Annotated in this window: 23 protein-coding genes, 1 tRNA gene and 1 pseudogene; 12 read left to right on the top strand and 13 right to left on the bottom strand. The window is 63.7% G+C overall.

The genetic code is table 11. The annotated features are described in order from the left end of the window. The first annotated feature begins 83 nt into the window (after positions 1-83). Positions 84-1,265, top strand: a complete 1,182-nt coding sequence (locus XH80_RS22865) for a GNAT family N-acetyltransferase (protein ID WP_271600502.1) — start codon at positions 84-86, stop codon at positions 1,263-1,265. 157 nt (positions 1,266-1,422) lie between these two features. Here the strand turns inward: XH80_RS22865 and XH80_RS22860 are convergent, their stop codons facing one another. Then, entirely contained in the window at positions 1,423-3,630 is a 2,208-nt protein-coding gene (locus XH80_RS22860; RefSeq protein WP_271600501.1) for a GumC family protein, read from the bottom strand. 195 nt (positions 3,631-3,825) lie between these two features. On the opposite strand from XH80_RS22860, the gene XH80_RS22855 reads away from it, so the two are divergent. The 3 genes from XH80_RS22855 (at position 3,826) to XH80_RS22845 (ending at position 8,030) form a co-directional block, all read left to right on the top strand. Continuing rightward, entirely contained in the window at positions 3,826-4,959 is a 1,134-nt protein-coding gene (locus XH80_RS22855) for a glycosyltransferase family 4 protein (protein WP_271600500.1), read from the top strand. A gap of 118 nt (positions 4,960-5,077) precedes the next feature. Continuing rightward, positions 5,078-6,625 (top strand): undecaprenyl-phosphate glucose phosphotransferase, encoded by a 1,548-nt coding sequence (locus XH80_RS22850; protein WP_271600499.1) that lies wholly within the window; start codon positions 5,078-5,080, stop codon positions 6,623-6,625. 148 nt (positions 6,626-6,773) lie between these two features. Next, positions 6,774-8,030 (top strand): O-antigen ligase family protein, encoded by a 1,257-nt coding sequence (locus XH80_RS22845; RefSeq protein WP_271600498.1) that lies wholly within the window; start codon positions 6,774-6,776, stop codon positions 8,028-8,030. On the opposite strand, the gene XH80_RS22840 is transcribed toward XH80_RS22845, so the two are convergent. Continuing rightward, complete coding sequence (locus XH80_RS22840; RefSeq protein WP_271600497.1) at positions 7,999-8,475, bottom strand: MarR family transcriptional regulator; 477 nt, start codon at positions 8,473-8,475, stop codon at positions 7,999-8,001. The two genes, XH80_RS22845 and XH80_RS22840, sit on opposite strands and share 32 nt — an antisense overlap. A gap of 148 nt (positions 8,476-8,623) precedes the next feature. Here XH80_RS22840 and XH80_RS22835 point away from each other — a divergent pair, with 148 nt between their 5' ends. After that, positions 8,624-9,820, top strand: coding sequence for an FAD-dependent monooxygenase (locus XH80_RS22835; RefSeq protein WP_271600496.1), 1,197 nt, complete (start codon positions 8,624-8,626; stop codon positions 9,818-9,820). Between the two features lie 102 nt (positions 9,821-9,922). Here the strand turns inward: XH80_RS22835 and XH80_RS22830 are convergent, their stop codons facing one another. Genes XH80_RS22830 through XH80_RS22815 form a run of 4 tightly spaced genes read right to left on the bottom strand, consistent with a single transcriptional unit; the run spans position 9,923 to position 13,884 of the window. Continuing rightward, a complete protein-coding gene (locus tag XH80_RS22830; RefSeq protein WP_271600495.1) occupies positions 9,923-11,098 on the bottom strand; it encodes a saccharopine dehydrogenase family protein in 1,176 nt (391 codons plus the stop codon). A 5-nt stretch (positions 11,099-11,103) separates the two neighbouring features. After that, positions 11,104-12,282: a saccharopine dehydrogenase family protein gene (locus XH80_RS22825; RefSeq protein ID WP_271600494.1), complete on the bottom strand. Its 1,179-nt coding sequence runs from the start codon at positions 12,280-12,282 to the stop codon at positions 11,104-11,106. Between the two features lie 9 nt (positions 12,283-12,291). Continuing rightward, positions 12,292-13,074, bottom strand: coding sequence for a DUF169 domain-containing protein (locus XH80_RS22820; RefSeq protein ID WP_057756320.1), 783 nt, complete (start codon positions 13,072-13,074; stop codon positions 12,292-12,294). A 42-nt stretch (positions 13,075-13,116) separates the two neighbouring features. Then, positions 13,117-13,884, bottom strand: a complete 768-nt coding sequence (locus XH80_RS22815) for a YdcF family protein (RefSeq protein WP_271600493.1) — start codon at positions 13,882-13,884, stop codon at positions 13,117-13,119. 191 nt (positions 13,885-14,075) lie between these two features. Here XH80_RS22815 and XH80_RS22810 point away from each other — a divergent pair, with 191 nt between their 5' ends. From XH80_RS22810 to XH80_RS22800, 3 genes are all read left to right on the top strand, one after another. After that, a complete protein-coding gene (locus XH80_RS22810) occupies positions 14,076-15,017 on the top strand; it encodes an acetamidase/formamidase family protein (RefSeq protein WP_271600492.1) in 942 nt (313 codons plus the stop codon). A gap of 200 nt (positions 15,018-15,217) precedes the next feature. Beyond that, the gene (locus XH80_RS22805) at positions 15,218-15,415 is read left to right on the top strand and encodes a hypothetical protein (RefSeq protein WP_007603456.1); all 198 of its coding nucleotides are present in this window, start codon (positions 15,218-15,220) and stop codon (positions 15,413-15,415) included. A gap of 73 nt (positions 15,416-15,488) precedes the next feature. Beyond that, a complete protein-coding gene (locus XH80_RS22800; RefSeq protein WP_271600583.1) occupies positions 15,489-15,965 on the top strand; it encodes a GcrA family cell cycle regulator in 477 nt (158 codons plus the stop codon). A 283-nt stretch (positions 15,966-16,248) separates the two neighbouring features. Here XH80_RS22800 and XH80_RS22795 read toward each other — a convergent pair whose 3' ends face one another. Continuing rightward, positions 16,249-17,733, bottom strand: coding sequence for a porin (locus XH80_RS22795; RefSeq protein ID WP_271600491.1), 1,485 nt, complete (start codon positions 17,731-17,733; stop codon positions 16,249-16,251). 409 nt (positions 17,734-18,142) lie between these two features. Between XH80_RS22795 and XH80_RS22790 the strand changes: the two genes are divergently transcribed. Then, entirely contained in the window at positions 18,143-18,649 is a 507-nt protein-coding gene (locus tag XH80_RS22790) for a MarR family winged helix-turn-helix transcriptional regulator (RefSeq protein ID WP_271600490.1), read from the top strand. 22 nt (positions 18,650-18,671) lie between these two features. Here the strand turns inward: XH80_RS22790 and XH80_RS22785 are convergent, their stop codons facing one another. Beyond that, a complete protein-coding gene (locus tag XH80_RS22785; protein ID WP_271600489.1) occupies positions 18,672-19,787 on the bottom strand; it encodes an alpha/beta hydrolase family protein in 1,116 nt (371 codons plus the stop codon). A 186-nt stretch (positions 19,788-19,973) separates the two neighbouring features. After that, a pseudogene (locus XH80_RS22780) lies at positions 19,974-20,237 on the bottom strand (SDR family NAD(P)-dependent oxidoreductase); the annotation flags it as partial. Positions 20,238-20,798: 561 nt separating this feature from the next. Between XH80_RS22780 and XH80_RS22775 the strand changes: the two are divergent. Beyond that, positions 20,799-21,038 (top strand): hypothetical protein, encoded by a 240-nt coding sequence (locus XH80_RS22775; RefSeq protein ID WP_057756768.1) that lies wholly within the window; start codon positions 20,799-20,801, stop codon positions 21,036-21,038. Positions 21,039-21,163: 125 nt separating this feature from the next. On the opposite strand, the gene XH80_RS22770 is transcribed toward XH80_RS22775, so the two are convergent. After that, positions 21,164-22,138: an alpha/beta hydrolase fold domain-containing protein gene (locus tag XH80_RS22770; protein WP_271600488.1), complete on the bottom strand. Its 975-nt coding sequence runs from the start codon at positions 22,136-22,138 to the stop codon at positions 21,164-21,166. Positions 22,139-22,258: 120 nt separating this feature from the next. Between XH80_RS22770 and XH80_RS22765 the strand changes: the two genes are divergently transcribed. Together XH80_RS22765 and XH80_RS22760 are read left to right on the top strand one after the other, a co-directional pair. Then, positions 22,259-22,891, top strand: coding sequence for a TetR/AcrR family transcriptional regulator (locus tag XH80_RS22765; protein ID WP_271600487.1), 633 nt, complete (start codon positions 22,259-22,261; stop codon positions 22,889-22,891). Between the two features lie 166 nt (positions 22,892-23,057). Continuing rightward, on the top strand, positions 23,058-23,303 hold the full coding sequence (locus XH80_RS22760; protein ID WP_271600486.1) for a hypothetical protein: 246 nt from the start codon (positions 23,058-23,060) through the stop codon (positions 23,301-23,303). 90 nt (positions 23,304-23,393) lie between these two features. Here XH80_RS22760 and XH80_RS22755 read toward each other — a convergent pair. The 3 genes from XH80_RS22755 to XH80_RS22745 all read right to left on the bottom strand — a co-directional run bounded on the left by XH80_RS22755 (position 23,394) and on the right by XH80_RS22745 (position 24,525). After that, positions 23,394-23,471, bottom strand: a tRNA-Pro gene (locus tag XH80_RS22755). 108 nt (positions 23,472-23,579) lie between these two features. Continuing rightward, positions 23,580-24,158, bottom strand: coding sequence for a MerR family transcriptional regulator (locus XH80_RS22750; protein WP_271600485.1), 579 nt, complete (start codon positions 24,156-24,158; stop codon positions 23,580-23,582). A 25-nt stretch (positions 24,159-24,183) separates the two neighbouring features. Further along, complete coding sequence (locus XH80_RS22745) at positions 24,184-24,525, bottom strand: integration host factor subunit alpha (protein WP_018456841.1); 342 nt, start codon at positions 24,523-24,525, stop codon at positions 24,184-24,186. Positions 24,526-24,630: the final 105 nt, after the last annotated feature.

The raw sequence follows: 24,630 nt of genomic DNA, 5'->3' as shown, positions 1-24,630 counted from the left end.
CATTACCCTTTGTTGACATTTATTTGCAAAGGTCGGCCACAGGCCGAAATACGTATTTTTCGCTTTCTCGACAGGTTTCGCGCATGACCATGGCTGCGGCGATGCAAAGCCGGACGGCGGAATCGCCAGCGCGGTCCAAAGCCAGCCGTATTGCGCATGTCGATATCGTCGCCGATCTCGGTGAAGCCGAGAGAGTCTGGCGCGCTCTCGAGGAGCCCGGCCACCTCTTCACGCCCTATCAGCGGTTCGATCTCCTGGGCACCTGGCAACGATCGGTCGGGGAGCACGAAGGCGCCCGCCCCTTCATCGTGATCGCGCGCGATGCCGAGCAGAACCCGCTCGCGCTGCTTCCGCTGGCATTGCGCCGAGGTCACGGCGTGCGCACGGCCTGCTTCATGGGCGGCAAGCATACGACCTTCAACATGGGACTGTGGAACGCCGAGTTCGCAGCACAAGCCGTCGCTAGCGACCTCGACGCACTGATCGCACCGCTGCGCAACCGGGTCGACGTCCTCGCGCTGACGCAGCAACCGAAGCGCTGGCACGATCAGCAAAATCCGTTCGCATTCCTGCCGCAGCAGAGCGCAATCAACGGCTGCCCGGTACTGGTCATGGAGCCAGGCGGCCCGCCCACTTCGCGGATCAGCAATTCCTTCCGCCGCCGGCTCAAGAGCAAGGAGAAGAAGCTCCAGGCGCTTGCCGGCTACCGCTATCACCTCGCCACATCGGACGCGGACGTCACCCGCCTGCTCGACTGGTTCTTCCGCGTCAAACCGGCGCGAATGGCTGAGCAGAAGCTGCCCAACGTCTTCGCCGAGCCCGTCGTCGAGAAATTCATCCGCAGCGCCTGCCTGGCACCGCGCGGCGAAGGGCACGTCATCGACATTCATGCGCTGGAATGCGACGATGAGGTGATCGCGATCTTCGCCGGCGTTGCCGACGGCCAGCGCTTCTCGATGATGTTCAACACCTACACGATGTCGGAGCACGCCCGCTACAGCCCGGGCCTGATCCTGGTGCGCTACATCATCGACCGCTACGGCGAGCGCGGCTACCGCTCCCTCGACCTCGGCATCGGATCGGACGACTACAAGCGCATGTTCTGCAAGGATGACGAGGACATCTTCGACAGCTTCGTGCCCCTGACCCCGCGCGGCAGGCTCGCGGCCGCGGCAATGTCCTCGATCAGCCACGGCAAGCGCCTGGTGAAGCAGAACCAGATGCTGTTCGACCTGGCCCGACGGCTAAGGCAGGCGTTCGGTTAGCGACGAATTGTCGTAGGGTGGGCAAAGCGAAGCGTGCCCACGTTCTGCGTGCGATCGGAGAGAGATGGTGGGCACGGCCAAGCGCGCCTTTGCCCACTCTACGATTCCGAAGTCGCGGAGACGTCCACCCTCTCCCGCCAAGGAGAGGTAAGATCACTTATGCCGCCACCACGCGCGCAGTTTGACCGGCGTTCGATGGCTGCACGGGCCGGCTCAACATCGTCACCTCGCTGAAGCCGACCGCTTTGAGCTGTTCGCACATGAGCGTGCGCGCATCAGCCTCCATCGACGCGTCGGGGACCACGACAGCGCGGGCATTCGTCGTCAAGAGTTCCGCCGGCAATTCGGAAGCGCCACCGGCGTCGAGCAGCACGTAATCGTAAGCGCGCAGCAACGCATCGATTGCGAGCGTCACCCGCGGCGACTGGAGCAGGCTTTGGTCGAAGCCTGGACGACCGGCCAGGACGAGATGCAGCCGCGAGAATTTGTCGCGCGTAATGATCTGCGCGAACGAGGCCTGCCCCTGCATCAGTTCGGCGAGACCGGGCGACACCGGATCGACCGACACCGCGGCGATCGTCAGCGAGGATGCGGCGAGATCGACCACGACGACGCGCGCCTCGCGTGCCAGATGCCGTGCGAGCGTCAGCGCCGACAGCGTGATCGCCTCGCCCGATGCGGTGCCGAGCACGGTGACCTTCTTCGCAGCTGCACCGGCAGCCCTCAGGCTCTCGGCCAGTTGTCCGATTTCGGCCAATTCGCTGACGTCGGCATCATCAGTCATCTCCGGCTGGAGCGGTGCCGCAACCGTCTCCACCGGATCGACAACAGGCTCGCGACGAACCGGAGCGGGGGCGAGCGTCGCGACGGCGCGCGGCGCGGTCTGGCGCAGCAACTCGCCGGTGACGACAACACCAGAGGACAGCAGCAGCGTCGCGAGCGTCGCGATCAGTACGATCGGAAGCTTCTTCGGATAGGCCGGCGTATTCGAGACAATGCCACGCGAGATGATGCGGCCCTCGGTCGGCGCGGTGTCGATGGTTTCGCGGGTATTGGCCTCGCGATATTTGGCAAGATAGGTCTCGAGCAGGTCGCGCTGCGCCTTGGCCTCGCGCTCGAGCGCCCGCAACTGAACGTCCTGGCCGTTGGTCGAGGTCGCCTGCTTCTTGAGCTGCTCGAGGCTCGTGGTCAGGCCGTCGACCCGGCCGCCGGCGATCCGCGCATCGTTTTCAAGCGAGCGCGAGATTTTTGCCGCCTCGTCGCGGATCTGACCATCGAGATCGCTCAGCTGCGCTTTCAGTTCCTTGATGCGCGGATGATTGCCGAGCAGCGTGGACGACTGCTCGGCAAGCTGGGCGCGCAGCGTTACACGCTGTTCCGACAAGCGCCGCATCAGCTCGGAGTTCACGACCTCGGACGCCTCGATCGGCTTGCCGCTCTGGAGCATCTCGCGGATCAGCCGCGCCTTGGACTCGGCGTCGGCCCTCAGCGCGCGCGCATTGTTGAGCTGGGTGTTGACCTCGCCCATCTGCTGGTTCGACAGCGTGGTGTTGTTGGTACCGACGAACAGTGACGATTTGGATCGAAAGTCCTCGACCTTGGCTTCGGCCTCGGAGACCTTTTTGCGCAGGTTCTCGATCTCGCCCGCCAGCCACTGGCTGGCGTTGCGCGCCTGGTCCTGTCGCGCATTCTGCTGGAGCACGAGATAGCCGTCGGCGATCGAATTGGCGACGCGCGCGGCGAGCTCGGGATCCTGCGACTGGAATTCGACGACGATCACGCGCGACTTGTCGACGGCGTAGGCCTGAAGGCGATCATAATACGCATCGAGCACGCGCTCTTCCGGTGTCATCGAGAACGGGTCGCGGCCGACGCCGACCAGCGCCGCGAGCGATTTCAGCGGCGAGATGCCTTGCAAGACCGGGTCGAATTCCGGCCGTTCGGCCAGCTTGTTCTTCTTGATGATCTCGCGCGCGAGATCGCGCGACAGCACAAGCTGCACCTGGCTGGTGACGGCCTCGGGGTCGAGTGCCTGCCGCTCCTCCGTGCTGCGATCGCTGCTCGGCCGCAGGAAGACGTTCTCGCGGCCGTCGATCAGGATGCGCGATTCGGATTTGTAGCGCGGCGTGATGAGATTGACGATCGCGACGGAGGCGACGAGGGCCAACACCGTCGGCACGATGACCCAGCCGCGCTTGCGCGCGAGCGCGCCGCCGAGCGCATGCAGATCGACGTCACCGGATTCGGCTGGCGCCTGCCTTGCAACGATCGGCGCCGGCTTGGCTTCGACCCGGGGCTTGGTGTTCGAAACGGCTCGCTCGATGACGGCCTTGTCCTTGCCGGCACGCCAGAACGCTAAACGCATCGAACACTCCCGCAGGGCAAGCCACTCGTGTACCTCAATGAGCCCGATTACACTCCATTAAGGTTGCCGCTGGGTTAATCCCGACCTCTGGCATGCAACGCAGAAGCGTTCGTCACCGTTTGTTAACCACGAGAGGTCCTTAATCGCATCGATATTTCGAGAAACTTTGTCCAGTTTCGCGCGCTGGTTTTGATCATGCCTCCCTCTCCTGACCGGCCGCTTCGCATTCTGCACGCCGTACGCGCGCCCGTCGGAGGCATCTTCCGGCACATCCTCGACGTCGCCAACGGTCAGGTCGACCGCGGCCATCACGTCGGGATTCTCGCCGACAGCCTCACCGGTGGCGAGCGCGCGGACAAGGCGCTGGCCGAACTTGCGCCGCGGTTGAAGCTCGGCGTGCATCGGATGGCGATCCGCCGGGAACCCTCGGTGGAGGATTTTCTGGTTTGGTTGCGCATGCGCCGCCTGATTGCCGCGCTCAAGCCCGACGTCTTGCACGGCCACGGCGCCAAGGCCGGCGCTTTCGTTCGCGCGCGGCGCCGCGCTGACGACACCATTCGCATCTACACGCCCCATGGCGGCTCGCTGCACTATCCGCTCAACACCTTGAAGGGGGAATTTTACGCGCGCCTCGAACGCTCGCTGATGGACGCGACGGATCTGTTCCTGTTCGAGAGCGCTTTTGCGCGCGACACCTACCAGCGCATCGTCGGTACGCCCAAGGGCGTGGTGCATTGCGTCTTCAACGGCGTGACGCCGGAAGAGTTCGAACCCGTCGCTATCGCCGATGACGCTACCGACCTCTGCTATGTCGGCGAGTTCAGGCACATCAAGGGCGCGGACCTCCTGGTCGACGCGGTGGCGCGGCTGCGCGAGAGCGGCAGGCAAGTCACGCTGACGCTTGGCGGCGACGGTGAGGAGACCGCGGCGCTGAAGGCGCAGGTCGAGCGGCTCGGCCTGAAGGAGGCGATCCGCTTCATCGGCCACGTCAAGGCGCGTTACGGCTTTTCCAAGGGGCGACTGCTGGTCGTCCCCTCGCGCGGCGATTCCATGCCCTATGTTGTCATCGAGGCCGGTGCGGCCGGCATTCCCATGATCGCAGCGCGCGTCGGCGGCATCCCGGAGATTTTCGGGCCCGACAGTCCGGCGCTGTTCGCCGCCAGCAACGCCGAAGCCATGGCTGAGGCGATCGCGGCCGCGCTGGACGACGCGCAGGCCACCGCGCAGCGCGCATCGATCTTGCGCGAGCGCATCTCGGCGCATTTCTCCCAGCAGGCGATGGTCGAAGGTGTGCTCGCGGGCTACCGCGATGCATTTGCCAATCATTAACCACCCTTAAGCCGGCTTTAGAGAATCTTCCGATTTGTCCGATAATCGACGTGCCAGGGGATTGGAAGCCCGGGGCGCCAAGCCGTGCCGCGAGTTTTTGGAATGGACGTAGACGCCCGTGGAACCGCTCAACGCACGCTCGATGCTCGATGCCGCGACCAGCGCCGCGGCCCGGCCTGCCGGGACTAATTTCGTGGAACGCCGCCGCCGGCTCACGCCGGCTGCGCTCGAGATCGTCAATCAGAAAGTCGCCCGCGCCTATTCGCCGATCGTGATTGCCGGCGTCGTGCGCGCCATCGACTTCGTGCTGCTCATCGTGGTGGGCATCGCCGTCTATGTCGGCTACGTCATGCCGCACAACGGCTTCAGCTGGGTCTATCCGTTAGAGATCGTCGCTGTCGCAGTCGCAGCCGTGGTCTGCTTCCAGGCCGCGGACATCTACCAGGTGCAGCTGTTCCGCGGCCAACTCCGGCAGATGACCCGGATGATCTCGTCCTGGTCGTTCGTCTTCCTGCTGTTCATCGGCGTCTCCTTCTTCGCCAAGTTCGGCAGCGAGGTCTCGCGGCTATGGCTCGCCGCCTTCTATTTCCTTGGCCTCGCCGCGCTGATCGCCCAGCGCCTCATCCTTCGTTCGCTGGTGCGCAGCTGGGCGCGCCAGGGCCGGCTCGATCGCCGCACCATCATCGTCGGCTCCGACAGCAACGGCGAGCAGCTGGTCGAGGCGCTGAAGGCACAGGAGGATTCCGACATCCACGTGCTCGGCGTGTTCGATGACCGCAACGACAGCCGCGCGCTCGATACCTGCGCCGGCGCGCGCAAGCTCGGCAAGGTCGACGACATCGTCGAATTCGCCCGGCGCACCCGCGTCGATCTCGTGTTGTTCGCGCTGCCCATTTCGGCGGAGACGCGCATCCTGGAGATGCTGAGGAAGCTCTGGGTGTTGCCGGTCGACATCCGTCTCTCCGCGCACACCAACAAGCTGCGCTTCCGGCCCCGTTCCTATTCCTATCTCGGCGAGGTGCCGACGCTCGACGTGTTCGAGGCACCAATCACCGATTGGGATCTGGTGATGAAATGGCTGTTCGACCGCGTCGTCGGCAGCCTCGCATTGCTTGCGGCCCTTCCCGTGATGGCGCTGGTGGCGCTGGCGGTGAAGCTCGACAGCCCCGGTCCCGTCCTGTTCCGCCAGAAGCGGTTCGGCTTCAACAATGAGCGCATCGACGTCTATAAATTCCGCTCGATGTATCACCACCAGGCCGACCCGACGGCCTCGAAGGTCGTGACCAAGAACGATCCGCGCGTCACCCGCGTCGGCCGCTTCATCCGCAAAACCAGCCTCGACGAGCTGCCGCAGCTCTTCAACGTGGTGTTTTCGGGCAATCTTTCCCTGGTCGGCCCGCGTCCACACGCGGTGCAGGGCAAGCTTCAGAGCCGGCTGTTCGACGAGGCCGTCGACGGCTATTTTGCCCGCCACCGCGTCAAGCCCGGCATCACCGGCTGGGCTCAGATCAACGGCTGGCGCGGCGAGATCGACAATGAAGAGAAGATCCAGAAGCGCGTCGAGTTCGACCTCTACTACATCGAGAACTGGTCGGTGCTGTTCGACCTCGTCATTCTGCTGAAAACGCCGCTCTCGCTGCTGACCAAGAACGAGAACGCGTATTGAGTTTCCGTCATGCCCCGGCTTGACCGGGGCATCCAGTACGCCGAGGCGCCAGCCGTTTTCCGCAACAGGCGCCGCAGAGTACTGGATCGCCCGGTCAAGCCGGGCGATGACAGCGGTATTTGTGGCGTGAGATTTGCGTGAGCGAGTGATGGCGTATGCGGCAACTGCCGGTGGAATGAACGTAGCCGCACCGGCTGCGCCCGGCGTGCTTGCCCTCCAGCGCGCGCTGGTCTGGCTGGTCGGCGCCTCGGGCGCAATCGTCTTCATCGAGCCGAGCCCTTACGAGATCGCGACGCTGCTCGCCACCGTCGCCTTCTTTGCCACCGGCCTGCGCCTGCGGCTCGTGCTGATGCCGCTGGTGCTGGCCCTGGTGCTGCTCAATGTCGGCTACACCGTCGGCGCGATCCCGCTGCTCGACCAGTCGGAGGTCGCAAGCTGGATCGCGACCTCCTGGTACATGGCCGTCACCGTGGTGTTCTTTGCCATGGTCATTTCCGAGGACACGGCGGCGCGGCTCGACATGCTGCGCCGTGGCCTCGTGGTCGGCGCGATGATCGCCTCGCTCTCGGCTATATCAGGCTATTTCAACCTGGTCCCCGGCGGCCACGATCTGTTGACGCTCTACGAGCGCGCTCGCGGCACGTTCAAGGACCCGAACGTGCTTGGCGCGTTCCTGATCCTGCCGGCGCTGTTTGCACTTCAGAGCGTGGTCTCGGACAAGCTCGCCAAGGCGTTCCGCAACGCCATCGCCTTCGCCATTATGTCGCTGGCGATCCTGCTCGCCTTTTCCCGCGCCGCCTGGGGCGGGCTGATCCTGACCTCGGCCTTCATGCTGGCACTGATGGTGCTGACCAGCCGCAGCAATGCCGAGCGCTCACGCATCATCGTCATGGCGATCGTCGCGGTCGTGCTGGGCCTGGCGCTGATCGCGGTGCTGCTGTCGTTCGATTCCGTCGCCGAGATGTTCAAGCAGCGCGCGAGCTTCGACCAGAGCTATGACGAGGGCCGCTTCGGCCGGTTCGGCCGCCACATCCTCGGTGCGGAGATGGCGCTCGACCTGCCGTTCGGCATCGGCCCCCTGCAATTCCACCGCTACTTCCCCGAAGACACCCACAACTCCTACCTGAACGCCTTCATGTCCGGCGGCTGGCTCTCCGGCGTCTGCTATCCGGCGCTGGTCTTCACCACCGTCATCACTGGCTTGCGCCACATCTTCGTCCGCGTGCCCTGGCAGCGCGCTTACCTCGCGGTGTTCTCCGCCTTCGTCGGCACCGTCGGCGAAAGTTTCGTGATCGACACCGACCACTGGCGCCATTTCTGGATGATGCTGGGCGCGATGTGGGGCATGATCGCGGCCGCACAGGCCTACAAGGTCAGGTCCGGCGAGGATGCTTCTTCAGCTTGAGATCGGGCCGCTGCTCCGGCGGCGTATCAAGCAGGCCCTTCAATGCTGCGGTCGCTGCGACCACGCCCTCGTAGCCCTCATTGGCAAAACGCAGCAGCAGGCGCAGCTCCTCGTCGGTATAGGCGCTGAAGACCTTCTCCATCGCCTGCTGCATCGGCACATAGAGCTGGCCGATCCTCTTCGCGGTCTCGGGCACGACGGCGATGAAAACCTTGCGACGATCGGCCTCGTCACGCTCGCGTCGCACGAACCCTGCCTTCTCGAGCCGATCGACCACGCCGGTGATGGCGCCCGTCGTGAGCCCCGTCACCTCGGCAAGCCTGCCCGCGGTCACGCGCCCCTCGAGATAGAGAATGTCCATGCATTCGAGGTCGGAATTGGCGATTCCGGCCACGTTCGCAACGGCTTGCCCATAGAGCACGCCCTGCGCGGACGACCGTCGCATCGCCTCTTCCAATTCTCCCAGCAACGCCGCGCGCGCCTTTGCCCTTGACAAGGCCCACCTCATATCTTAGCCGATATATATCTTAGCCACTAAGAGATTTAGTGACCTTAATTTCTCCTAGCACCACGGAAACCTCGGGAGCAAGCCAATGCCTCACCGTCCCCGCAAGGCCCTCATCATCGGCGCCGGCATTGCCGGGCCCGTCGCTGCGATCCTGCTGCGCCGCGCCGGCATCGAATCCGCGGTCTACGAAGCCTGGCCCTACTCCAAGGGCATCGGCGGCGGCCTCCAGATCGCGCCGAACGGCATGCATGTCATGGACGAGATCGGGCTTGCCGGCGAGCTGATCAGCCGCGGCTCGATCGCGGAATCCTTCGACTTCTATTCGCAAGACGGCCGACGGCTCGGCTCGATCAACCGCGACATGGCGCGGCGGTTCGGCCAACCCGCCGTGAACGTCTGCCGCGCCTCGCTGAACGAGATGCTGATCGACAAGGCCTGGTGCACGTGCGCTTCGCTCTATTTCGACAAGCGCCTGATCAAGATCGAGGATCGCGGCGACCAGCCCATCATCGCCTATTTCGCCGACGGCACCACCGCGGAGGGCGATTTTCTGATCGGCGCCGACGGCGTGCATTCGATCACGCGGCGCCAGGTTGTGCCTGATGGTCCCAAACCCTTCAACACCGGACTGATCGGCTTCGGTGGCTTCGTCCCTCATTCGGCCCTCGGCGGCAGGGCGATCGGCGGGCGTGTCGAGACCACGTTCGGACAGAGCGGCTTCTTCGGCTACGGCTATTGCAGCCCGGATCCCAAGGACGGCGCAATGTGGTGGAGCACGCAGCCCGCGCACGGCATGGATGCCGCGATGTTTCGCGCGCTCGACGCACAGGCGCTGAAGCAGCATCTGCGCGGCTTCCATCAGGGCTGGCACGATCCGATCCCTGGGATCATCGAGGCGGCCGAGAACATTGTGGTCACCGACACGTTCGACGTCGCAACCTTGCCGACCTGGTCACGCAAGCGATCGCTGCTGATCGGCGACGCCGCCCATGCAACCAGCCCGCATGCCGGACAGGGCGCCTCGCTCGCGCTGGAAGATGCGATGCGGCTCGCCCGGCTGATGCAGGAGGGTCAGGAGTTGACGGCGACCTTCCAGGCCTTCGAAGCCGAACGTCGGCCGCGCGCGGAAAAGATCGTCGCCATCGCCCGGCGCAACGGCAACAACAAACGCGAGTTCAGCGCCGCCGGCGCGTGGCTGAGAAATCAGATGATCAAACTTCTGTTGCCACTGGGCTCGAAGGGCATGGATTTCATGTACGCCTATGACGCGAGGGCAGCGTAGAGACAATTTCAGTGCCGTAGGGTGGGCAAAGCGCAGCGTGCCCACCACCGAGAGATGGTGGGCACGGCGCGATGCGCCTTTGCCCACCCTACGAGAGCCGGGCTAGCTCTCCACCTCAAACCTCAGCCCTGCGTGCTCCTGCAGCCGCCTGATCAGCTTGCGCTGCATCGCCGCGCCCGGTGTCCAGAGGCCGGCCGGAACGTCAGGCGCATCGCGCAGCAGGCAGACCGCGCATTCCGAGATCATCCTGGCCGTCGACGCGTAGCCGGGATCGAGGTCGCCCTTGACCGCCGCGCGAACCTGGCGGCCATCGGGCGCGATCGCGATATAGAGCAGATCGTAATGACCGTTGTCGCGCTCTTCCTTCGACGGTCCCTCGCCGGGCTTGAGCGCTTCGGGCCCGGTCTTTTCGCTGTTGGCGGCCATGACGCGCTTGGCGTTGGCCTGCCCTTCGTCCCCCGGACCCGTCAGCACCATCTCGTCGTAGACAAAGTCCCTGCCGTACGGAAATCCCATCAGCATGTTGGAGCGATGGACGTTGCGTGTGTTCAGCGTCGCCATCGCGAACGGGGCGGACCAGGATTGCAGATCCTCCTCGAAAACAGGCCGGTTGCCACGCGGCTGCTTCGGCCCTTCGAAGCCGGGCGTAAATGCGAAAGGATCCTTGAGGATCGACACCAGGCTGAGATCCTGCGCAACCGCTTCGAAGGTGACCCTTGCGCTCGCGGAGGTGCCGCCGGAGAACTTCCAGCTGAGGTCGCGGACGCGCCCTTTGACGCGCGGCGCCGGCGCACCGAACACGCGCCTTGCTTCCTCCTGCACGAAGAACGCGCCGAGCTCGAACGGCATGGAATCGAAGCCGCAGGAGAACATGATGCGCGCACCGCTCGCTTTGGCGGCCGCCTCGTGCCGGTCGATCATCTGCTTGAGCCAGATCGGCTCGCCGCAGAGATCCATGTAGTCGGTGCCCGAGGCGACGCAGGCGGCAAGCAGATCGGCCCCATAAAGCTGATAGGGACCGACCGTGGTGACGATGAGCTTCGCCTGATCGACCATCGCCCGCAACGACGCCGGATCGGCCACGTCCGCGACGATCAGCGGCGTGTCAGTGGGCGCGCCGATCGTATCGCGAACGGAGGCAAGCTTGTCCCTGCTGCGCCCCGCGAGCGCCCATGTCGGCGCGCCGTCACCCACGTAATGCGCAGCGAGATACTCGGCCACAAGCCGGCCGGTGTATCCGGTCGCACCGTAGACGACGATGTCGAACTTCGCGGACACGGACCTTAAGCTTCCACCTCAAACCTCAGCCCTGCATGCTCCTGCAGCCGCCTGATCAGCTTGTGCTGCATCGCTGCGCCCGGTGTCCAGAAGCCGGATGCGACGTCAGTCGCGTCACGCAGCATGCAGATCGCGCATTCGGAGATCATCTTCGAGGTCGAGCCATAGCCGGGATCTCGGTCGCCGGTCACACCGGCGCGAACCATGCGGCCGTCGGGCGCGATCGCGACATAAAGCAAATTGAAGAGCCCGTTCTCGCGCTCCTCCTTCGATGGCCCCTCGCCCGGCTTCGGCGCGCTCGGGCCGGTCTTCTCGGCGTTCGCCGCCATCACGCGCTTGGCGTTGGCCTCGCCCTTCTCGCCGGGACCGGTCAGGACCATCTCGTCATAGACGAAGTCCTGGCCGTAGGGAAAGCCCATCAGCATGTTGGAGCGATGGACGTTGCGGGTGTTGATCAGCGCCATCATGAACGGCGCGGCCCAGGAGTTCAGATCCTCCTCGATCAGCGGCTTGTTGCCCCTCGGCTGCTTCGGACCGGTGAAGCCAGGCGTCAATGCGAACGGATCGTTCAGGATCGCGACGAGGCTGATGTCCTTGGCGACAGCATCGAAGGTCGCCTTGGCGCTCGCGGCAGTGCCGCCCGAGAGCGTGCCGCGCATGTCGCGCACGCGGCCTTTCACGCGCGGGGCCGGAGCGCCGAACACGCGCTTGGCCTCTTCCTGCACGAAGAACGTACCGAGCTCGAACGGCACGGAGTCGAAGCCGCAGGAGAACACGATGCGCGCGCCGCTCGCCTTCGCAGCCGCCTCGTATTTGTCAATCATCTGCCGCATCCAGATCGGCTCGCCGCAGAGATCGAAATAGTCCGTACCCGTGGCGACGCAGGTCGCCAGCAGCGCCTCGCCGTAGAGCTGATACGGGCCAACCGACGTGATGACAGATCTCGTCTGCTCCGCCATCGCCTTCAGCGAGGCAGCATCGGACGCATCCGCAACGATCAGTGGCGTGTCGGCGGGCGCGCCGATCGCATCGCGCACGGATTTCAGCTTGTCGAGGCTGCGTCCAGCCATCGCCCATTTGAGCTGCTTGTCGTTCTTGTAATGCGCCGCCAAATATTCGGCCACGAGCTGGCCGGTGAAACCGGTCGCGCCGTAGACGACGATGTCGAATTTCGCAGAGCTCATGACTGGCCTTTACTTCTTTGCGTAGCTCACGCCCATGCCGGCGCGGACGTCGCTTTGAATTCCATAGGGCGGGATCGGATAGCGCAGACCGTTTTTGGCCAGCGCCTTCATGCCTTCGATTGCCTTGGCGAGATGATGCGGCTTCAGCGCCATCAGCATCTCCTCATCAGGCACGCCGCCATAGCGCCGTTCGGCATAGCATGGCAAGGACAGGCTGGGCTCGCCTGATTTCAGCGCCCGCCCCCAGGAATCCGCGCACGCAGTCTCCCCGACCACCCCCCATTCGAACTTCTTGTAGCCGGTATATTGCAGCCCGTTGATCAGGATGATCATCTGGCCGGGCGTGGCGTAGACGAGGCAGATGTCGGGCGGATCGAGCCGGCCGCTTGCGAGCGGGCTGACCGCGAGCGCCTGATACTGACCGAACGGGACCACGTCCAGTGCCTCCTGGCGCTTGCGCGCATCCTCCGCGGTGCCATGCCAGACCCCGACATAGTTTTCGCCGGCGAGCCATTTCTCGTCCTGAGGGCTAAGGCCGATCACCGCGCGGCACTGGTTGCCGACGAGATCGTCGCCGGTGATGCCCACGGTCCAGCCGAGCCGCGAGGCCATGCTGACGATCTGGTCGGTGGTGTGGATCGCAGTCGGCCGCCGGATCTTCGGGATCGCTTCCATGTCTTCGGCACGCGCGAACAGCTTCATGCCGATCACCGTGGTCTTCAGCCGCAACAGATTGTTGAGATCGGCGACGAGACCGGCAAGATCGATCCTGTCTGCACTCTGCTGTTGCATTGGAAGCCTCCCGACGGGTCGTTTGCGTTTCTGCGCTCTGTTCTAGTCCTTCGCAGGTCCCGGAAGCAACTCGCTGGTCCGGCCCATGAGGCGGTAGGCCAGAAGGCCGATCCATTCGCGCACCGCCACATCGGTGCGGCCGAGACCGTCCGCGCTGATATTGGTGAAAGAAAACAAATCGTCGGGCCCGCCCATCCGCCAGTCGACGGGATAGGCCTCGACGTCAAATCCGGCCTTGCGGAAAATGCCCATCGAACGCGGCATGTGAAAAGCCGAAGTGACCAGCAGCCAACGCTCGCCTGGCTTCGGCTGCACCAGGCGCTTCGTGAAGATCGCGTTCTCGTAAGTGTTGCGCGAGTTCCGCTCCACGACCAGGCGCTCTTTCGGAATGCCGATGCCCTCGAGGATCGGCACCGAATAGTCGGCCTCTCTGGCGTCGGTCGAGACCAGGTTCGCTGAGCCTCCCGTGAAGACGATACGCGCCTTCGGATAACGGCGTGCGAGCTCGGCCTGCGCCAACAAGCGATCGGCCGCATGCGCGACCACCGGGGTGCGATGCGCCGCCGACAGATCGGTATCGACGGAGCCGCCCAGCACGATGATGCCGTCGGGCGCGCCGCGCGATGGATCCCACGGCGGAAAGCGCGATTCCAGCGGATAGAGCAGGAGATTGCCGAGCGGCGAAAATGCCGCGAGCGCGAGCAGGACCAGCGTGGACACGGCCAGCTTGCGGCCGAACCGGGCAAAGCGCGTTGCCATCAGCACGACCGCGATGATCCCGAGCTCGACCAGAAGATTGAGCGGCAGCACCGCGGCCCCAAGCGTCTTGGAAAGAACGAAGAACAGAAGAAACCTCGCTGAAATGATCGTAGCTGTGCCACGCGGGCTTGACCCGCCCGCTTGTCTTCAGAAATCTTCTTGGAAGAGGATCGATTGCCGGGTCAAGCCCGGCCATTGCAAGTTCTCAAGCGCTTTCGAATGACAACGACTGGACCCCGCAAATGACCCATCACCACCTGCATGCGAGCGCCGAAACCTGCCATTGGGGCTTCTTCGAAGCCAGCCTCAAGCCCGTCCTCACTGTCGCAAGCGGCGACGAGGTCACGGTCGACACCATCAGCGGCGGGCCCGAAGTGATCCCGGACCGCAGCCGGTTTCACGTTCCGCCCGAGATGGCCGAGGTGCATGCGAAATCCGATCGGATGGTGCCAGGTCACATTCTCACCGGGCCGATCGCCGTCGGCGGTGCCGAACCCGGCGACGTCCTCCAGGTCGATATCCTGGACGTCAAGCTTCGGCAGGATTGGGGCTGGAATCTGATCAAGCCGCTCGCCGGCACCCTGCCCGACGATTTCCACGAGACCCGACTTCTCAACATCCCGCTGGACCGGGCGCGGATGGTCGGCCGTATGCCTTGGGGCCTCGACCTGCCCCTGAAGCCGTTTTTCGGCGTGATGGGCGTTTCGCCGCCCGCCGGCTGGGGCCGCATCTCCTCGCTCGTCCCGCGCGCCATGGGCGGCAACCTCGACAACAAGGAGCTCGGCGCCGGCGCGACGCTCTATCTGCCGGTGTTCGTCCCGGGTGCGATGTTCTCCTGCGGCGACGGCCATGGCGTGCAGGGCGACGGCGAGGTCTGCGTCACCGCGATCGAGACCGCGCTCTCGGGCCGTTTCCGGCTGACACTGCGCAAGGATTTGCGGTTCACCTATCCGCGCGCGGAGACGCCGACCCACTACATCACCATGGCGATGGACCCCGACCTCGACCAATGCGCGGTCCGCGCGCTGCGCGACATGATCGCGCTGCTCGGCGAAACGCGAAACCTCTCGCGCGAGGACGCCTACACGCTGTGCAGCCTCGCGGCCGATCTGCGGGTGACCCAGACCGTCAACGGCTCCAAGGGCATCCATTGCATGATCGAAAAAGCGATCGTGCACGGCTGAGCCCGGCCGCAACCTCCTGCCCTGCCGACACCATGCGCTGCCCGGCAACCCGTGCGGTGCGCTGGCGCTCGTCAATTTTTCTGAGCGATTCCAATACGCTGCGCCACCGATAAAGCCCGGATTTGACTTCCACCCTCGAACCTAAATAGAGTCTTAATCGTTACTTTTATGTACCCGAGTAAGAGGCTAGCGTTCGGGCCATGGCCACCGAAAAAGCCGAGACTGACCGCATTCCCGTAACCTTGGCGCTCTCGACCATCACCTATCTGGAAAAACTGGTGAGACAGGGCACCCACGGCACCAGCGTTCCCGGCGTCGCACGGACATTGATCGAGGAGGGCATCCGTCTCGCCATCAAGGACGGGCTTTTGTCGATCCGCGACAATGGCAGGACGTGAACGCGCGACGAGCGTGAAGCGGACGGATCTCGAGCTGCTGATGGCCGGATGTCGCAACCTGGGACCGTTACAAATGCCTGTGCTCTCTCCGACCTGGACCGTTGAACGAATTGAACTGCTGAAGCAACACTTCGAGGCTGGCCTGTCCTGCCGCGAGATCGCGGCCGACATCGGGGTCAGCCGCAACGCCGTGATCGGCAAGCTGTCGCGCCTCAATCTCACGCGCGGCCGCACGCTCGACGAGCGCAGGCTGCAGGACCGAACGCCCGTCCCGCGCCCGCCCAAAGCGGTGCCTCGCCTGCAATTTGAAATGCTCGCCACGATCTACGGCGAAGCAGACGCGGCAGGGGTGACCGGGCCGATCGACGACGCCAACCGTTGCTCATTGATGGAGCTCGATGCGAATCGCTGCCGCTGGCCGATCTCCACGCCCGGCGCGGCGGATTTCTGCTTCTGCGGCAACGCCGCGCACGAGGGCCAGCCTTATTGCATCGGCCACAGCCGCCTCGCCTACCGTCCGAACTCCCGCGCCCGCGTCATGCGCGGCTGAGGCGAGTCCTACCCTCTCCCCACAACAAAAAACCTCCGGCAGGGCACTACCGGAGGTTTCTGGAGGCTTAGCGTGAAGCTAAGAGCCGTGACTTTCGAAATCGGCTGAGAGCTATATAGCTTAGTAACTCAGGTAAGTAAATAAGATTGGTGACGCTTGAATCGCATAGCTCGTCTTCGCCGTCCGCGCAGGTGATTTCTGATTTTTGAAATCAGCCTTGACCAAGAAAAAAGCCCCGGCGGTCGCCCGCCGAGGCTCTCCGATCGATTGACGCGATCGATGATCAGAAGTTGCGCTGGGCGCGCAGCATCATGGTGAACGAGTCCTGGTCCTTCAGCTCGTACACAGCGGCCGGCTTGGCGGCGCTGGCAATCGCCGGAGCGTTGACGAAACCAGAGTACTTCTGGTCCAGGCGCGACCAGCTCAGGTCAGCCGTGAACGCCAGGTTCTTGACCGGAGTCCACACGGTGTTCACACCGACGACACCGAAGTTGAAGTCGGGGTTACAGGTCGAACCGGCCACGGCGATGGTAGCGAAGTTGGCGCAGATCATGGACTTGCCCGCCGAGCCGTAGCTCAGCGAACCATAACCACCATAGACGGCGCTCGCCCAATTCGGGCTCCAGTTGTGGGTATAACCACCGCGGACGCCCCAGGTCTTCACGGTATCGATGCCGGTACCGGTTCCGAAGACGCCGTCAGCAAGACCGGCAAAGCCGATGCTCTGATACGCCGAGCTGCTGCCGCCGAACATGAAGAAGGCTTGCGGGAACAGGCTCTGGAAGTTGTAGCGGGTCGCACCATCCGTATAGACGGCCTGCAGGTTGATCACGTCACCCGCACCGGTCGGGATGTTCTTGATCGACAACGAACCCTGCACAGCCCAACCCCACTTGTCGCTGGGATGACCGCTGGTTTCCGTCGCGCCGTAATAGGCCGCATGCATGTCATGCGCCGCGACCGAGATCTGAGCCAGACCCCAGGCCTGGTCGACACGGACCGCACCGGTGATGTCGGGTGAACGTGTTCCACCCCAATCGTTGGCGCCATAGACGCCGGTCACGAACTGGGCGGCCGTGCCCGACGAGACGTTCCAGAGATTCGACTGGCCGTTCGACGCCGTCGTCTCTTCCTCCAACGCGATCGAACCGGTGATGCCCTGGCCGAAGTCAGCCGTGTAGGCAACCTGGTTGATGCCGTTGACGTGGTTGGAGCCGCCCGGAAGGGTGTCGGGGCCACCCGCCACATAGCTCTGCCACGGGGCATCGAAGATCGAGACGGTGCGACCGAAGGTGAAGCCGGCAAACTGGATGAACGCGTGGTAGAGGCCGAGCGCAGCCGAGCTGGACGAGATCGCCGACGGGTTGCTGCCGGTGACGTCGGACGAACTATAGGTGAAGACCATGTCGGCATAGGTTCGCACGACGCCGTATTCGGTCGCGGTGCGCGTATCGACGTTGAGGTCCATACGAGCGCGGGCGAGATAGTAGTTGGTCAGACGGTTGTTCGACCCACCGTTCGCAGAGCTGGTGCTCTTGTTGAAATCATAGTCGCCACCACCGCCGAGAACAGCGTCAGCGCGGACGTAACCACCGAACTTGATGCAGGTGTCGGTGCCCGGCATGTAGTAGAAACCCGCACCGTACAGCGAGCAGATCTTCACGTATTCGACTGCCTTGGCCTTGACCGGAAGATCAGCCGCCTGAGCTCCACCGACGGCGATCAGACCCGCCGCAGTGCCGAGCAAAAGGCTCTTCACCACTTTCATTTAAAACCTCCAAGTTGCTCATTTTACGGAGATCGGACCGCATGGCCCCCCACATCCCCGTCTCTTCATCAAATCCGCTCGGCCGCTTCGCGCTTTCGGACGCACCCGCGAAAGACGCGAGGGACGTGAGCGAACCACCTGCAACGGGACGATCGAGAACCCCCCACCGTCACGGATCAATATGCCTGCGCCGTTCCGTTAATCAAAATAGTTTATTAGATCAGCTTTGTTGTTTCACTAACCCTGTGTCTGCGGCGCAACACCGCCCCAGGGCCAAAATGCTGACCGGCTCATATTTGTAGTTTCCGTGACACAATTACCCTGCTCTGCACTTGCGTCAGGGCAGACTTGCGTGGACTATGCGGCCGCGAAGACTGGCGAGAATGAATCAGTTTGCGGGAGTGACGCGGTGTCAGCGACGAGGAAAGAAGGGGCGCGCCTCCGCTCCGCCGGCAATCTCGATATCATCAGGCGATTTACCTGGGAGATATCCTCGATCAACATGTACCTGGAGGAGCTGCGTCAGTTCTGGGCCAGGACGCTCGGCATCAGCGGACCGCAATGGCTGATCCTGATGGCGATTTCCGACCTCGACAAGAACGACGGCGTGCCCATCAACGTGGTCTCCAAGCTGCTTCACGTCGACCCGTCCTTCGTCACCACCCAGTCCAAGCTTCTCGAGAAAAAGGGCCTGCTGCGTCGCCGCCCCTCGCCAACGGATGCCCGCGTGGTGCGGCTGTCGCTGGTCGAGAAAACGCAGAAACACATCGCGAGCCTCAACGAGCAGTACAAGACGATTCGCGAATTCGTCTTCCAGGAATTCGACGAGAACGAGCTGACGGAATTCACCGCCAAACTCGCGACGCTGAAGAGCCGGCTCGAGAAGGCCTGCGTCAGGATCTCCCTGGACCTTTAAGGCTTCTCGGCCTGAAGGCCGCTCAGATCCGCTTCCCGGCGGCCCCGAGCTGGGATTCGAGCCAGTCGAAGATGTATTCGTTGGCAAGGCTCGGATTGTCGGCATGTGCCTGTGCCGCGCCGGTCTCCGCTGCGGTGAACACCTTCAGCACGATGTCCGAGCTACCGAGGCGGGATTTCTGCACGATCTGCTGCGCACGATCGGCCTCGAGCCAGCCGTCCTCGCCCAGCGTGATCAGCACCGGGCATTCGGCGCTTGACGCCATCAGCGGCGCATGCGGCACCGGAACGATGCTGAGGTCCCTCATGGCAAAACGGCTGGCAAAGAACGACCGCTCGTGCAGATCCCACAGACCGCCATCGCAGACGGCCGCGGCAAATCGCGGCTCCTGCAACACCGCGCGCGCGACGAACGACGAGCCCCACCCGTCGGCCACGATCGCAACGCGATCGAAATCGACATCGCTGCGCAGCTCCAAATAATCCATGGCGCTGGTGATCGAGCTCTCGATGTCCCGACGCTGCAGCAGCACGTCCACGTAATCGTCGCGCTCGACGCCGAGCAGATCGAGGGCCAGCATCGCAAATCCGCGCTCGCGCGCATGCGGCGCAAGCTTGACCAGGAATTCCTCCTTGCGATGCCCGGGCTCACCGATGCAAATCACGGTCGGAGCGCGGCCGTTCGCCGCGGGCGCGGGCAGGAAATAGCCCTGCAATGAATGCCCTTCCCCCCAGGGGATTGTCACGACCTCGCCGGCGGGCCCGCGCGCCGCGAGGAAACGGCGGGCGCATTCCTGCATCGCGAGCACCGCGACCCAGCGGCGCTCGTCGGCGGGATCGAGCGGCATCGCGGCTGCACCGTAATAATTCATCGCGCGCAGCCAATTGCGTTGCGCGGTGACCCTGTGGCCTTCGGCGAAGGCCGCCTCGGCACGATGCCTGTTGGCCTGGGCCAGCTTCTTCCACTCGCGATGCCAGGACTGTTCGTCGCCGTGCTTGAGCCGCCGTGCGATCATCAAGCATTCGGCGATGGTGGCGCCACCCTCTTGTGCCGCGGTCAGCAAGCGGGTGAACTCAGCGGAGATATCTTCTCTCTCCGGGCAGAGGATGAAGTCGTCGGAGAGGCATGCGGGTATCATCGGAGCGACGCTCTGTCGTGGCATTACTCCTGATTCACTAAACTATTTTGGTTCCCCGACCAAGCAGCGCTGCGCCGAATGAGACCTATTCAAGATCACCATCGCTTGAACGCGGGAATATCCTTGCATGCGTGACTTTCGGTCTCGCCATGACGTCGTCAGGATGAGCAAGGGGCGCCGGCAAATGTCCGTCTTCTGCTGCTCGGCAAGTTCATCGCGAAAACGCTTCAGATGATCCTCGATCGAGACGTCGGCGACATGGGTGGTTACGCGCAGGCCCTGCGGCAGCTTCTCAACCTCGCAAAGCCGCTTGGTCTCGGCCATCGCAGCTTCCGAGACGTCGCACATCGCGACGTTGCAGCCTTCGGCCACGAGCTGCCGCGCGAGCTCCCGGCCCATGCCCGTGCCGCCACCGGTGATGACGGCGATCTTTCCAGCAAATTCCTTCATGGGACTTTCGGCCCTCCCCTTTGTTTTTCTTCTGTTGACCTTCCAGCGATGCACGGAGCCGGCGCGAACTGTAGCAGCGCCTTGGGCGCGCTGTCACGGATCGCGCGACGCCGCCGGCGGCGCGTGCCGCAGCATGAGCCACACGTCATCGTGGTCTCACCGAAGATGGTTCGTTCGTCGCTCATTGGCACCGCAACCGCGGTCAGTTGATGAAACGGTTGCACCTTATTGAGCCCGGGGCCGCGTCTGCCAGATCGGCACGCCGTCGACTGGTGGGGTTCGCGCGCCGCCGAAGTGCTTATTCCGCAGCTTGAAAATGACCGTTGCCGCGGTCGTGTCTGGTGGTGACGCGTGGCGTCACGAATCAGCGCGTTTCTCCCCTGATTCCTTTGGGTTCCCCGTATTTGTCCGGCTTCGATTAAGGGACAAATTTTTTACAATCCGAATCGTCAAATGGGGCATTGGGGCGAGCAGGCCCAGCCAGCGTGTCGTTTCCGACACAGGCTGTGGCACTCGGCTTGCATCCTCCTCGTGGTCGAAACTGCCGATGAGGTGACTGGAATGTTCATAACCGTCGTTGCCGTGCTCTGCCGGCTTGGCGCTGCTGCCTCGGGCAGCTGTGTCGAGGAAATCGTGACCGACAGCAACATGACGCCCGACATGTCGATGATGGCATGTGCGGTCGGTGCGCAGGCCCCGCTTGCAAAATGGATGGACGAGCATCCGATCTATCGCGCAAATTGGCGCCTTGAGCGCTACAAATGCGTGCCGGGTCACTACGAGATCAAGGGCCGCGCCTAAGGCCCCGCAAAACCGCTGATATCGAGGAGACGCCCGCGGAGCCGCATTGTCCCTCCATGCGGGCACCACCGACGCAAGGTCTCACGCGAGGCCGCGCGCAGCGTGACATCGGTCACGCTCTTTCCTTAAGCCACCGCCCCCAAAATCATCGCACGCGCCCGCCGGCCCTCCGGCGTCGGCATCAGCGCGTAATTGTGCGGCTGGTCACGCCACAGATGCAACTCGACCGGCACACCAGCTGCCCGTGCTCGTACCGCGAGATCGACGCTGTCGGGGTAGAGCAGATCGCGCGTGCCCGAAAAGATCGTCATCGGCGCCAGCGCGCGGAACGCGCCATTGAGCGGGCTGACGAAGGGATGGCCGACATCGAGCTCGCCGGCATAGAGCCGCGCGGCCTCGATCATGCCAGGAATATCCTGGATCGGATCGCGCACGGCGATCTCCGCTTGCTCGGGGCGGCCGAGCGAGGCGTCGGCGGCCGGCGAGATCAGCATCAGCCGGTTCGGCTGGCGATGGCCGCGGTCGCGCAACCATTGGCACGCTGCAAGCGCAAGACCCGCCCCGGCCGAATTGCCCACCACCGTGACCTTTGCCTCCCCCGCATCCTCCAGCAGCATCCGCAACAGCTCGGCGGTTGCAGGCACGACATCCTTCGCAGTGGCGCGCGGCGCCAGCGGATAAATCGGTACGACGCAGACGACGTCCGCCTCGCGTGTCATCTGGCCGACAAAGCGCCAATGCGCCGGCACGATCTCGTTGATGTAGCCGCCGCCATGCAGGAACATGACGAAATTGCAGCCCTCATGTCCCGACGACGGCGCGGTATAATAGACCGGCCATCCGCCCATCTTGGTCAGCATCGCATCGACGCCGCGCCCCAAGCCCGTCGGCTCGAACGATGCAGGCTCCAGCGCGAGCTTCTGCACATGGGCCTGCACGGCCTCCGCGGAGGCGAGCTGCTGCTTGTAGGGAAGCTGCCGCAGCAGCAGGTTGAACAGCCGGCTCTGCAGGCTCGGCGCGGGATCGCGGCCGGCCGGCGGACTGAACCCGCAACCCACCGGGCAAAACTGCAAGGCCGACACGATCCTGGCAACGCTCATGGCCACATCCCATCTGGCTCGTCCGAGGCGGCGACAAAGAGGCTTGCTGACCCGCCGCCCCTCGGCAATATAATGCGAGCATTCACTCGCTTTTCCTACTCGCATTCAGATCACAAGCCCGTGGGCCGCAAGCCGCCGACGAAACCCCGAAAAAGCGCTACGCAGCAGCGATCCCGCGCCACGGTCGATGCGCTGGTCGAGGCGACCGCTCGCATTCTGGTCAAGGACGGTTTCGAGAAGACCAGCACCAACCGCATCGCCGAAATCGCCGGCGTCAGCATCGGCTCGCTCTATCAATATTTCCCGAGCAAGGAGGCGCTCGTCGCCGCCGTGATCGATCGTCACAACGAGGAGATCATGGCGATCGTCCGTGCAGCGCTCATCGAGGTTGCCGATATGCCGATCGAGAAAGCCGTGCGCCGCCTCGTCACCGTTGCGATCGAAGCGCACCGCATCAACCCCAAACTGCATCGCGTGCTCGCCGAGCAGATCCCGCGCGCGGGCAAGCTCGACGTCGAAGCCTTCAACCGCGAGGTCCACACCCTCATGCGCGCCTATCTCGACAACCACCGCAAGGAGATGCGCAGGATCGACCTCGATATCGCGACCTTCATCTGCGTCAGCACCATCGAAGCCGTCGCGCACAACACGGTGCTGAACCAGGCCGAGACGCTGCCGGACCGGATCGTGCGGACGCTGGTGGATGAGACGACGCGGATGGTGGTGGGATATCTGCGGCTCCCGCCTAGCTAGATCAGCCCCGGCGCCGGACGTCATTGAACCGAGGCCGCGATCGATTCGCGGGCGACCGGGACGGCACGCCGCACCCCGTTACCGAACTGTCGCGATTCAAGAACCCGTGCGCATGCCACGCAAGGGATTGAATCCCGCGCGAAAGGTAATTACCTGATAAAATCAGATGATTAAGTCACCAGAATGGAAGGCGATCGCCATCGCGGCGACGGTTGCGGGCATCTCGATGTCGCTTTTGGCCGTCGACGCAGCGCTGGACCTGAACGTCGGTGGGCTGACCAAACGCCTGGAGAGTGCGCAAGCTTCCATCGTGGACACGATGGGGCAATATCAGCTCGCGTTCGCCGTTCCGACCTGGGCTCTTGGCAAGCCTGCTGCGGACCAGCCGTGTCCGCGCGACCGATGCCGATGACCAACCGCTGACGTCGGATTGTTCGGAGCACAGGAGATCGCTTGCCGATCCCGCGATCGCGCAAGCATTTTGGCCCTTCTCTGAAGAAAATGGTCGGAGCGAGAGGATTTGAACCTCCGACCCCTAGTCTCCCAGACTAGTGCGCTAACCGGGCTGCGCCACGCTCCGAACGTCGTTCCATTAGCTAGGATCGGCGCGATGCGCAAGGCGAGCCGCAGCATTTTGGTGTCGTCGCCCAAAGCCCCGGAACTGCCCACAAAGCCGAGGAAAAGCCTGTCAGCCGTCCTTCAGCGCCTGATCCAGCATGTCCCGGCAGGCCACGAGGTCGGCGAGCACCCGACCCAGCCGTTCCCGGTCCAGCGCGCTGGGCCCCGCCGGCGCGGCGGGCGTGCCGCCCTTGCGGAAGGTGGTGAGGATTTCCTCGTCGTCGACCTCGGTGAAGCGGAAGTCGATGCCCTCCTCCTCGTCACCCTGATAGTCGTCATCGTCGGCATCGGTGATGCCCTTGATGGGCGGCTCCTCGTCCGGCTCCATCAGGCTGGCGCCGATGGCGTCCTCGATCGCCCCGAACGAGACTGCGGCTGCGCCGTCGGCCAGGCCCTGCACCGATTTGACACCGTGCTCCTTCAGGATCCGCTGCACCCCGCGAATGGTGTAGCCCTCGCCGTAAAGCAGGCGGCGGATGCCCTTGAGCAGGTCGACATCGTCTGGGCGATAATAGCGGCGGCCGCCGCTGCGCTTCATCGGCTTGATCTGGGAGAAGCGGGTCTCCCAGAACCGCAGCACGTGCTGCGGAATATCGAGTTCCTGCGCTACTTCGCTGATGGTTCGGAACGCATCCGGCGCCTTGTCCAAATGCCAATCCTTATCCGTTGGGCGGTTACGCCTCGGGTTGAGCCTTGCTGGCATCGCCGTTGGTGCGGTGCTGGGCGTTGATCCGCTGCTTCAGGATCGCCGACGGCTTGAACACCATCACCCGCCGCGGCGAGATCGGCACCTCGGTGCCGGTCTTCGGATTACGGCCGATACGCTGGCCCTTCTTGCGGACCATGAAGGAGCCGAACGAGGACAGCTTCACCGTCTCGCCCTTTTCAAGGCAATCGGTGATCTCCTTCAGCACGAGTTCCACGAAGGCAGACGATTCCGTCCGCGATAGGCCCACCTTCTGGTAGACGGCCTCGCAGAGATCCACACGCGTTACGGTTTTGCTTTGATCGGTCATCGCCCTGCCCCACATCACGGCGAACAATTGTTGTCTGAAATTATGAGCTTACGATACGCCGGTCAACACCGCTCATCAATGCAAACGCATCGATATTAGGCGCAG

Origin of the sequence: Bradyrhizobium sp. CCBAU 45384 (assembly GCF_028128665.1) — a bacterium.
GTDB classification, from domain to species: domain Bacteria; phylum Pseudomonadota; class Alphaproteobacteria; order Rhizobiales; family Xanthobacteraceae; genus Bradyrhizobium; species Bradyrhizobium manausense.
The sequence above is the reverse complement of the archived record's forward strand: the minus strand, read 5'-3'. Positions and strand labels throughout refer to the sequence as shown.

What these genes read in the sequence shown, in the direction of transcription:
- XH80_RS22865 (WP_271600502.1), top strand. Translation starts at nt 84, where the DNA reads ATGACCATGGCTGCGGCGATGCAAAGCCGGACGGCGGAATCGCCAGCG.
- XH80_RS22860 (WP_271600501.1), bottom strand. Translation starts at nt 3,630, where the DNA reads ATGCGTTTAGCGTTCTGGCGTGCCGGCAAGGACAAGGCCGTCATCGAG.
- XH80_RS22855 (WP_271600500.1), top strand. Translation starts at nt 3,826, where the DNA reads ATGCCTCCCTCTCCTGACCGGCCGCTTCGCATTCTGCACGCCGTACGC.
- XH80_RS22845 (WP_271600498.1), top strand. Translation starts at nt 6,774, where the DNA reads ATGGCGTATGCGGCAACTGCCGGTGGAATGAACGTAGCCGCACCGGCT.
- XH80_RS22840 (WP_271600497.1), bottom strand. Translation starts at nt 8,475, where the DNA reads ATGCGACGGTCGTCCGCGCAGGGCGTGCTCTATGGGCAAGCCGTTGCG.
- XH80_RS22835 (WP_271600496.1), top strand. Translation starts at nt 8,624, where the DNA reads ATGCCTCACCGTCCCCGCAAGGCCCTCATCATCGGCGCCGGCATTGCC.
- XH80_RS22825 (WP_271600494.1), bottom strand. Translation starts at nt 12,282, where the DNA reads ATGAGCTCTGCGAAATTCGACATCGTCGTCTACGGCGCGACCGGTTTC.
- XH80_RS22820 (WP_057756320.1), bottom strand. Translation starts at nt 13,074, where the DNA reads ATGCAACAGCAGAGTGCAGACAGGATCGATCTTGCCGGTCTCGTCGCC.
- XH80_RS22810 (WP_271600492.1), top strand. Translation starts at nt 14,076, where the DNA reads ATGACCCATCACCACCTGCATGCGAGCGCCGAAACCTGCCATTGGGGC.
- XH80_RS22805 (WP_007603456.1), top strand. Translation starts at nt 15,218, where the DNA reads ATGGCCACCGAAAAAGCCGAGACTGACCGCATTCCCGTAACCTTGGCG.
- XH80_RS22800 (WP_271600583.1), top strand. Translation starts at nt 15,489, where the DNA reads ATGCCTGTGCTCTCTCCGACCTGGACCGTTGAACGAATTGAACTGCTG.
- XH80_RS22795 (WP_271600491.1), bottom strand. Translation starts at nt 17,733, where the DNA reads ATGAAAGTGGTGAAGAGCCTTTTGCTCGGCACTGCGGCGGGTCTGATC.
- XH80_RS22785 (WP_271600489.1), bottom strand. Translation starts at nt 19,787, where the DNA reads ATGATACCCGCATGCCTCTCCGACGACTTCATCCTCTGCCCGGAGAGA.
- XH80_RS22775 (WP_057756768.1), top strand. Translation starts at nt 20,799, where the DNA reads ATGTTCATAACCGTCGTTGCCGTGCTCTGCCGGCTTGGCGCTGCTGCC.
- XH80_RS22770 (WP_271600488.1), bottom strand. Translation starts at nt 22,138, where the DNA reads ATGAGCGTTGCCAGGATCGTGTCGGCCTTGCAGTTTTGCCCGGTGGGT.
- XH80_RS22760 (WP_271600486.1), top strand. Translation starts at nt 23,058, where the DNA reads ATGATTAAGTCACCAGAATGGAAGGCGATCGCCATCGCGGCGACGGTT.
- XH80_RS22745 (WP_018456841.1), bottom strand. Translation starts at nt 24,525, where the DNA reads ATGACCGATCAAAGCAAAACCGTAACGCGTGTGGATCTCTGCGAGGCC.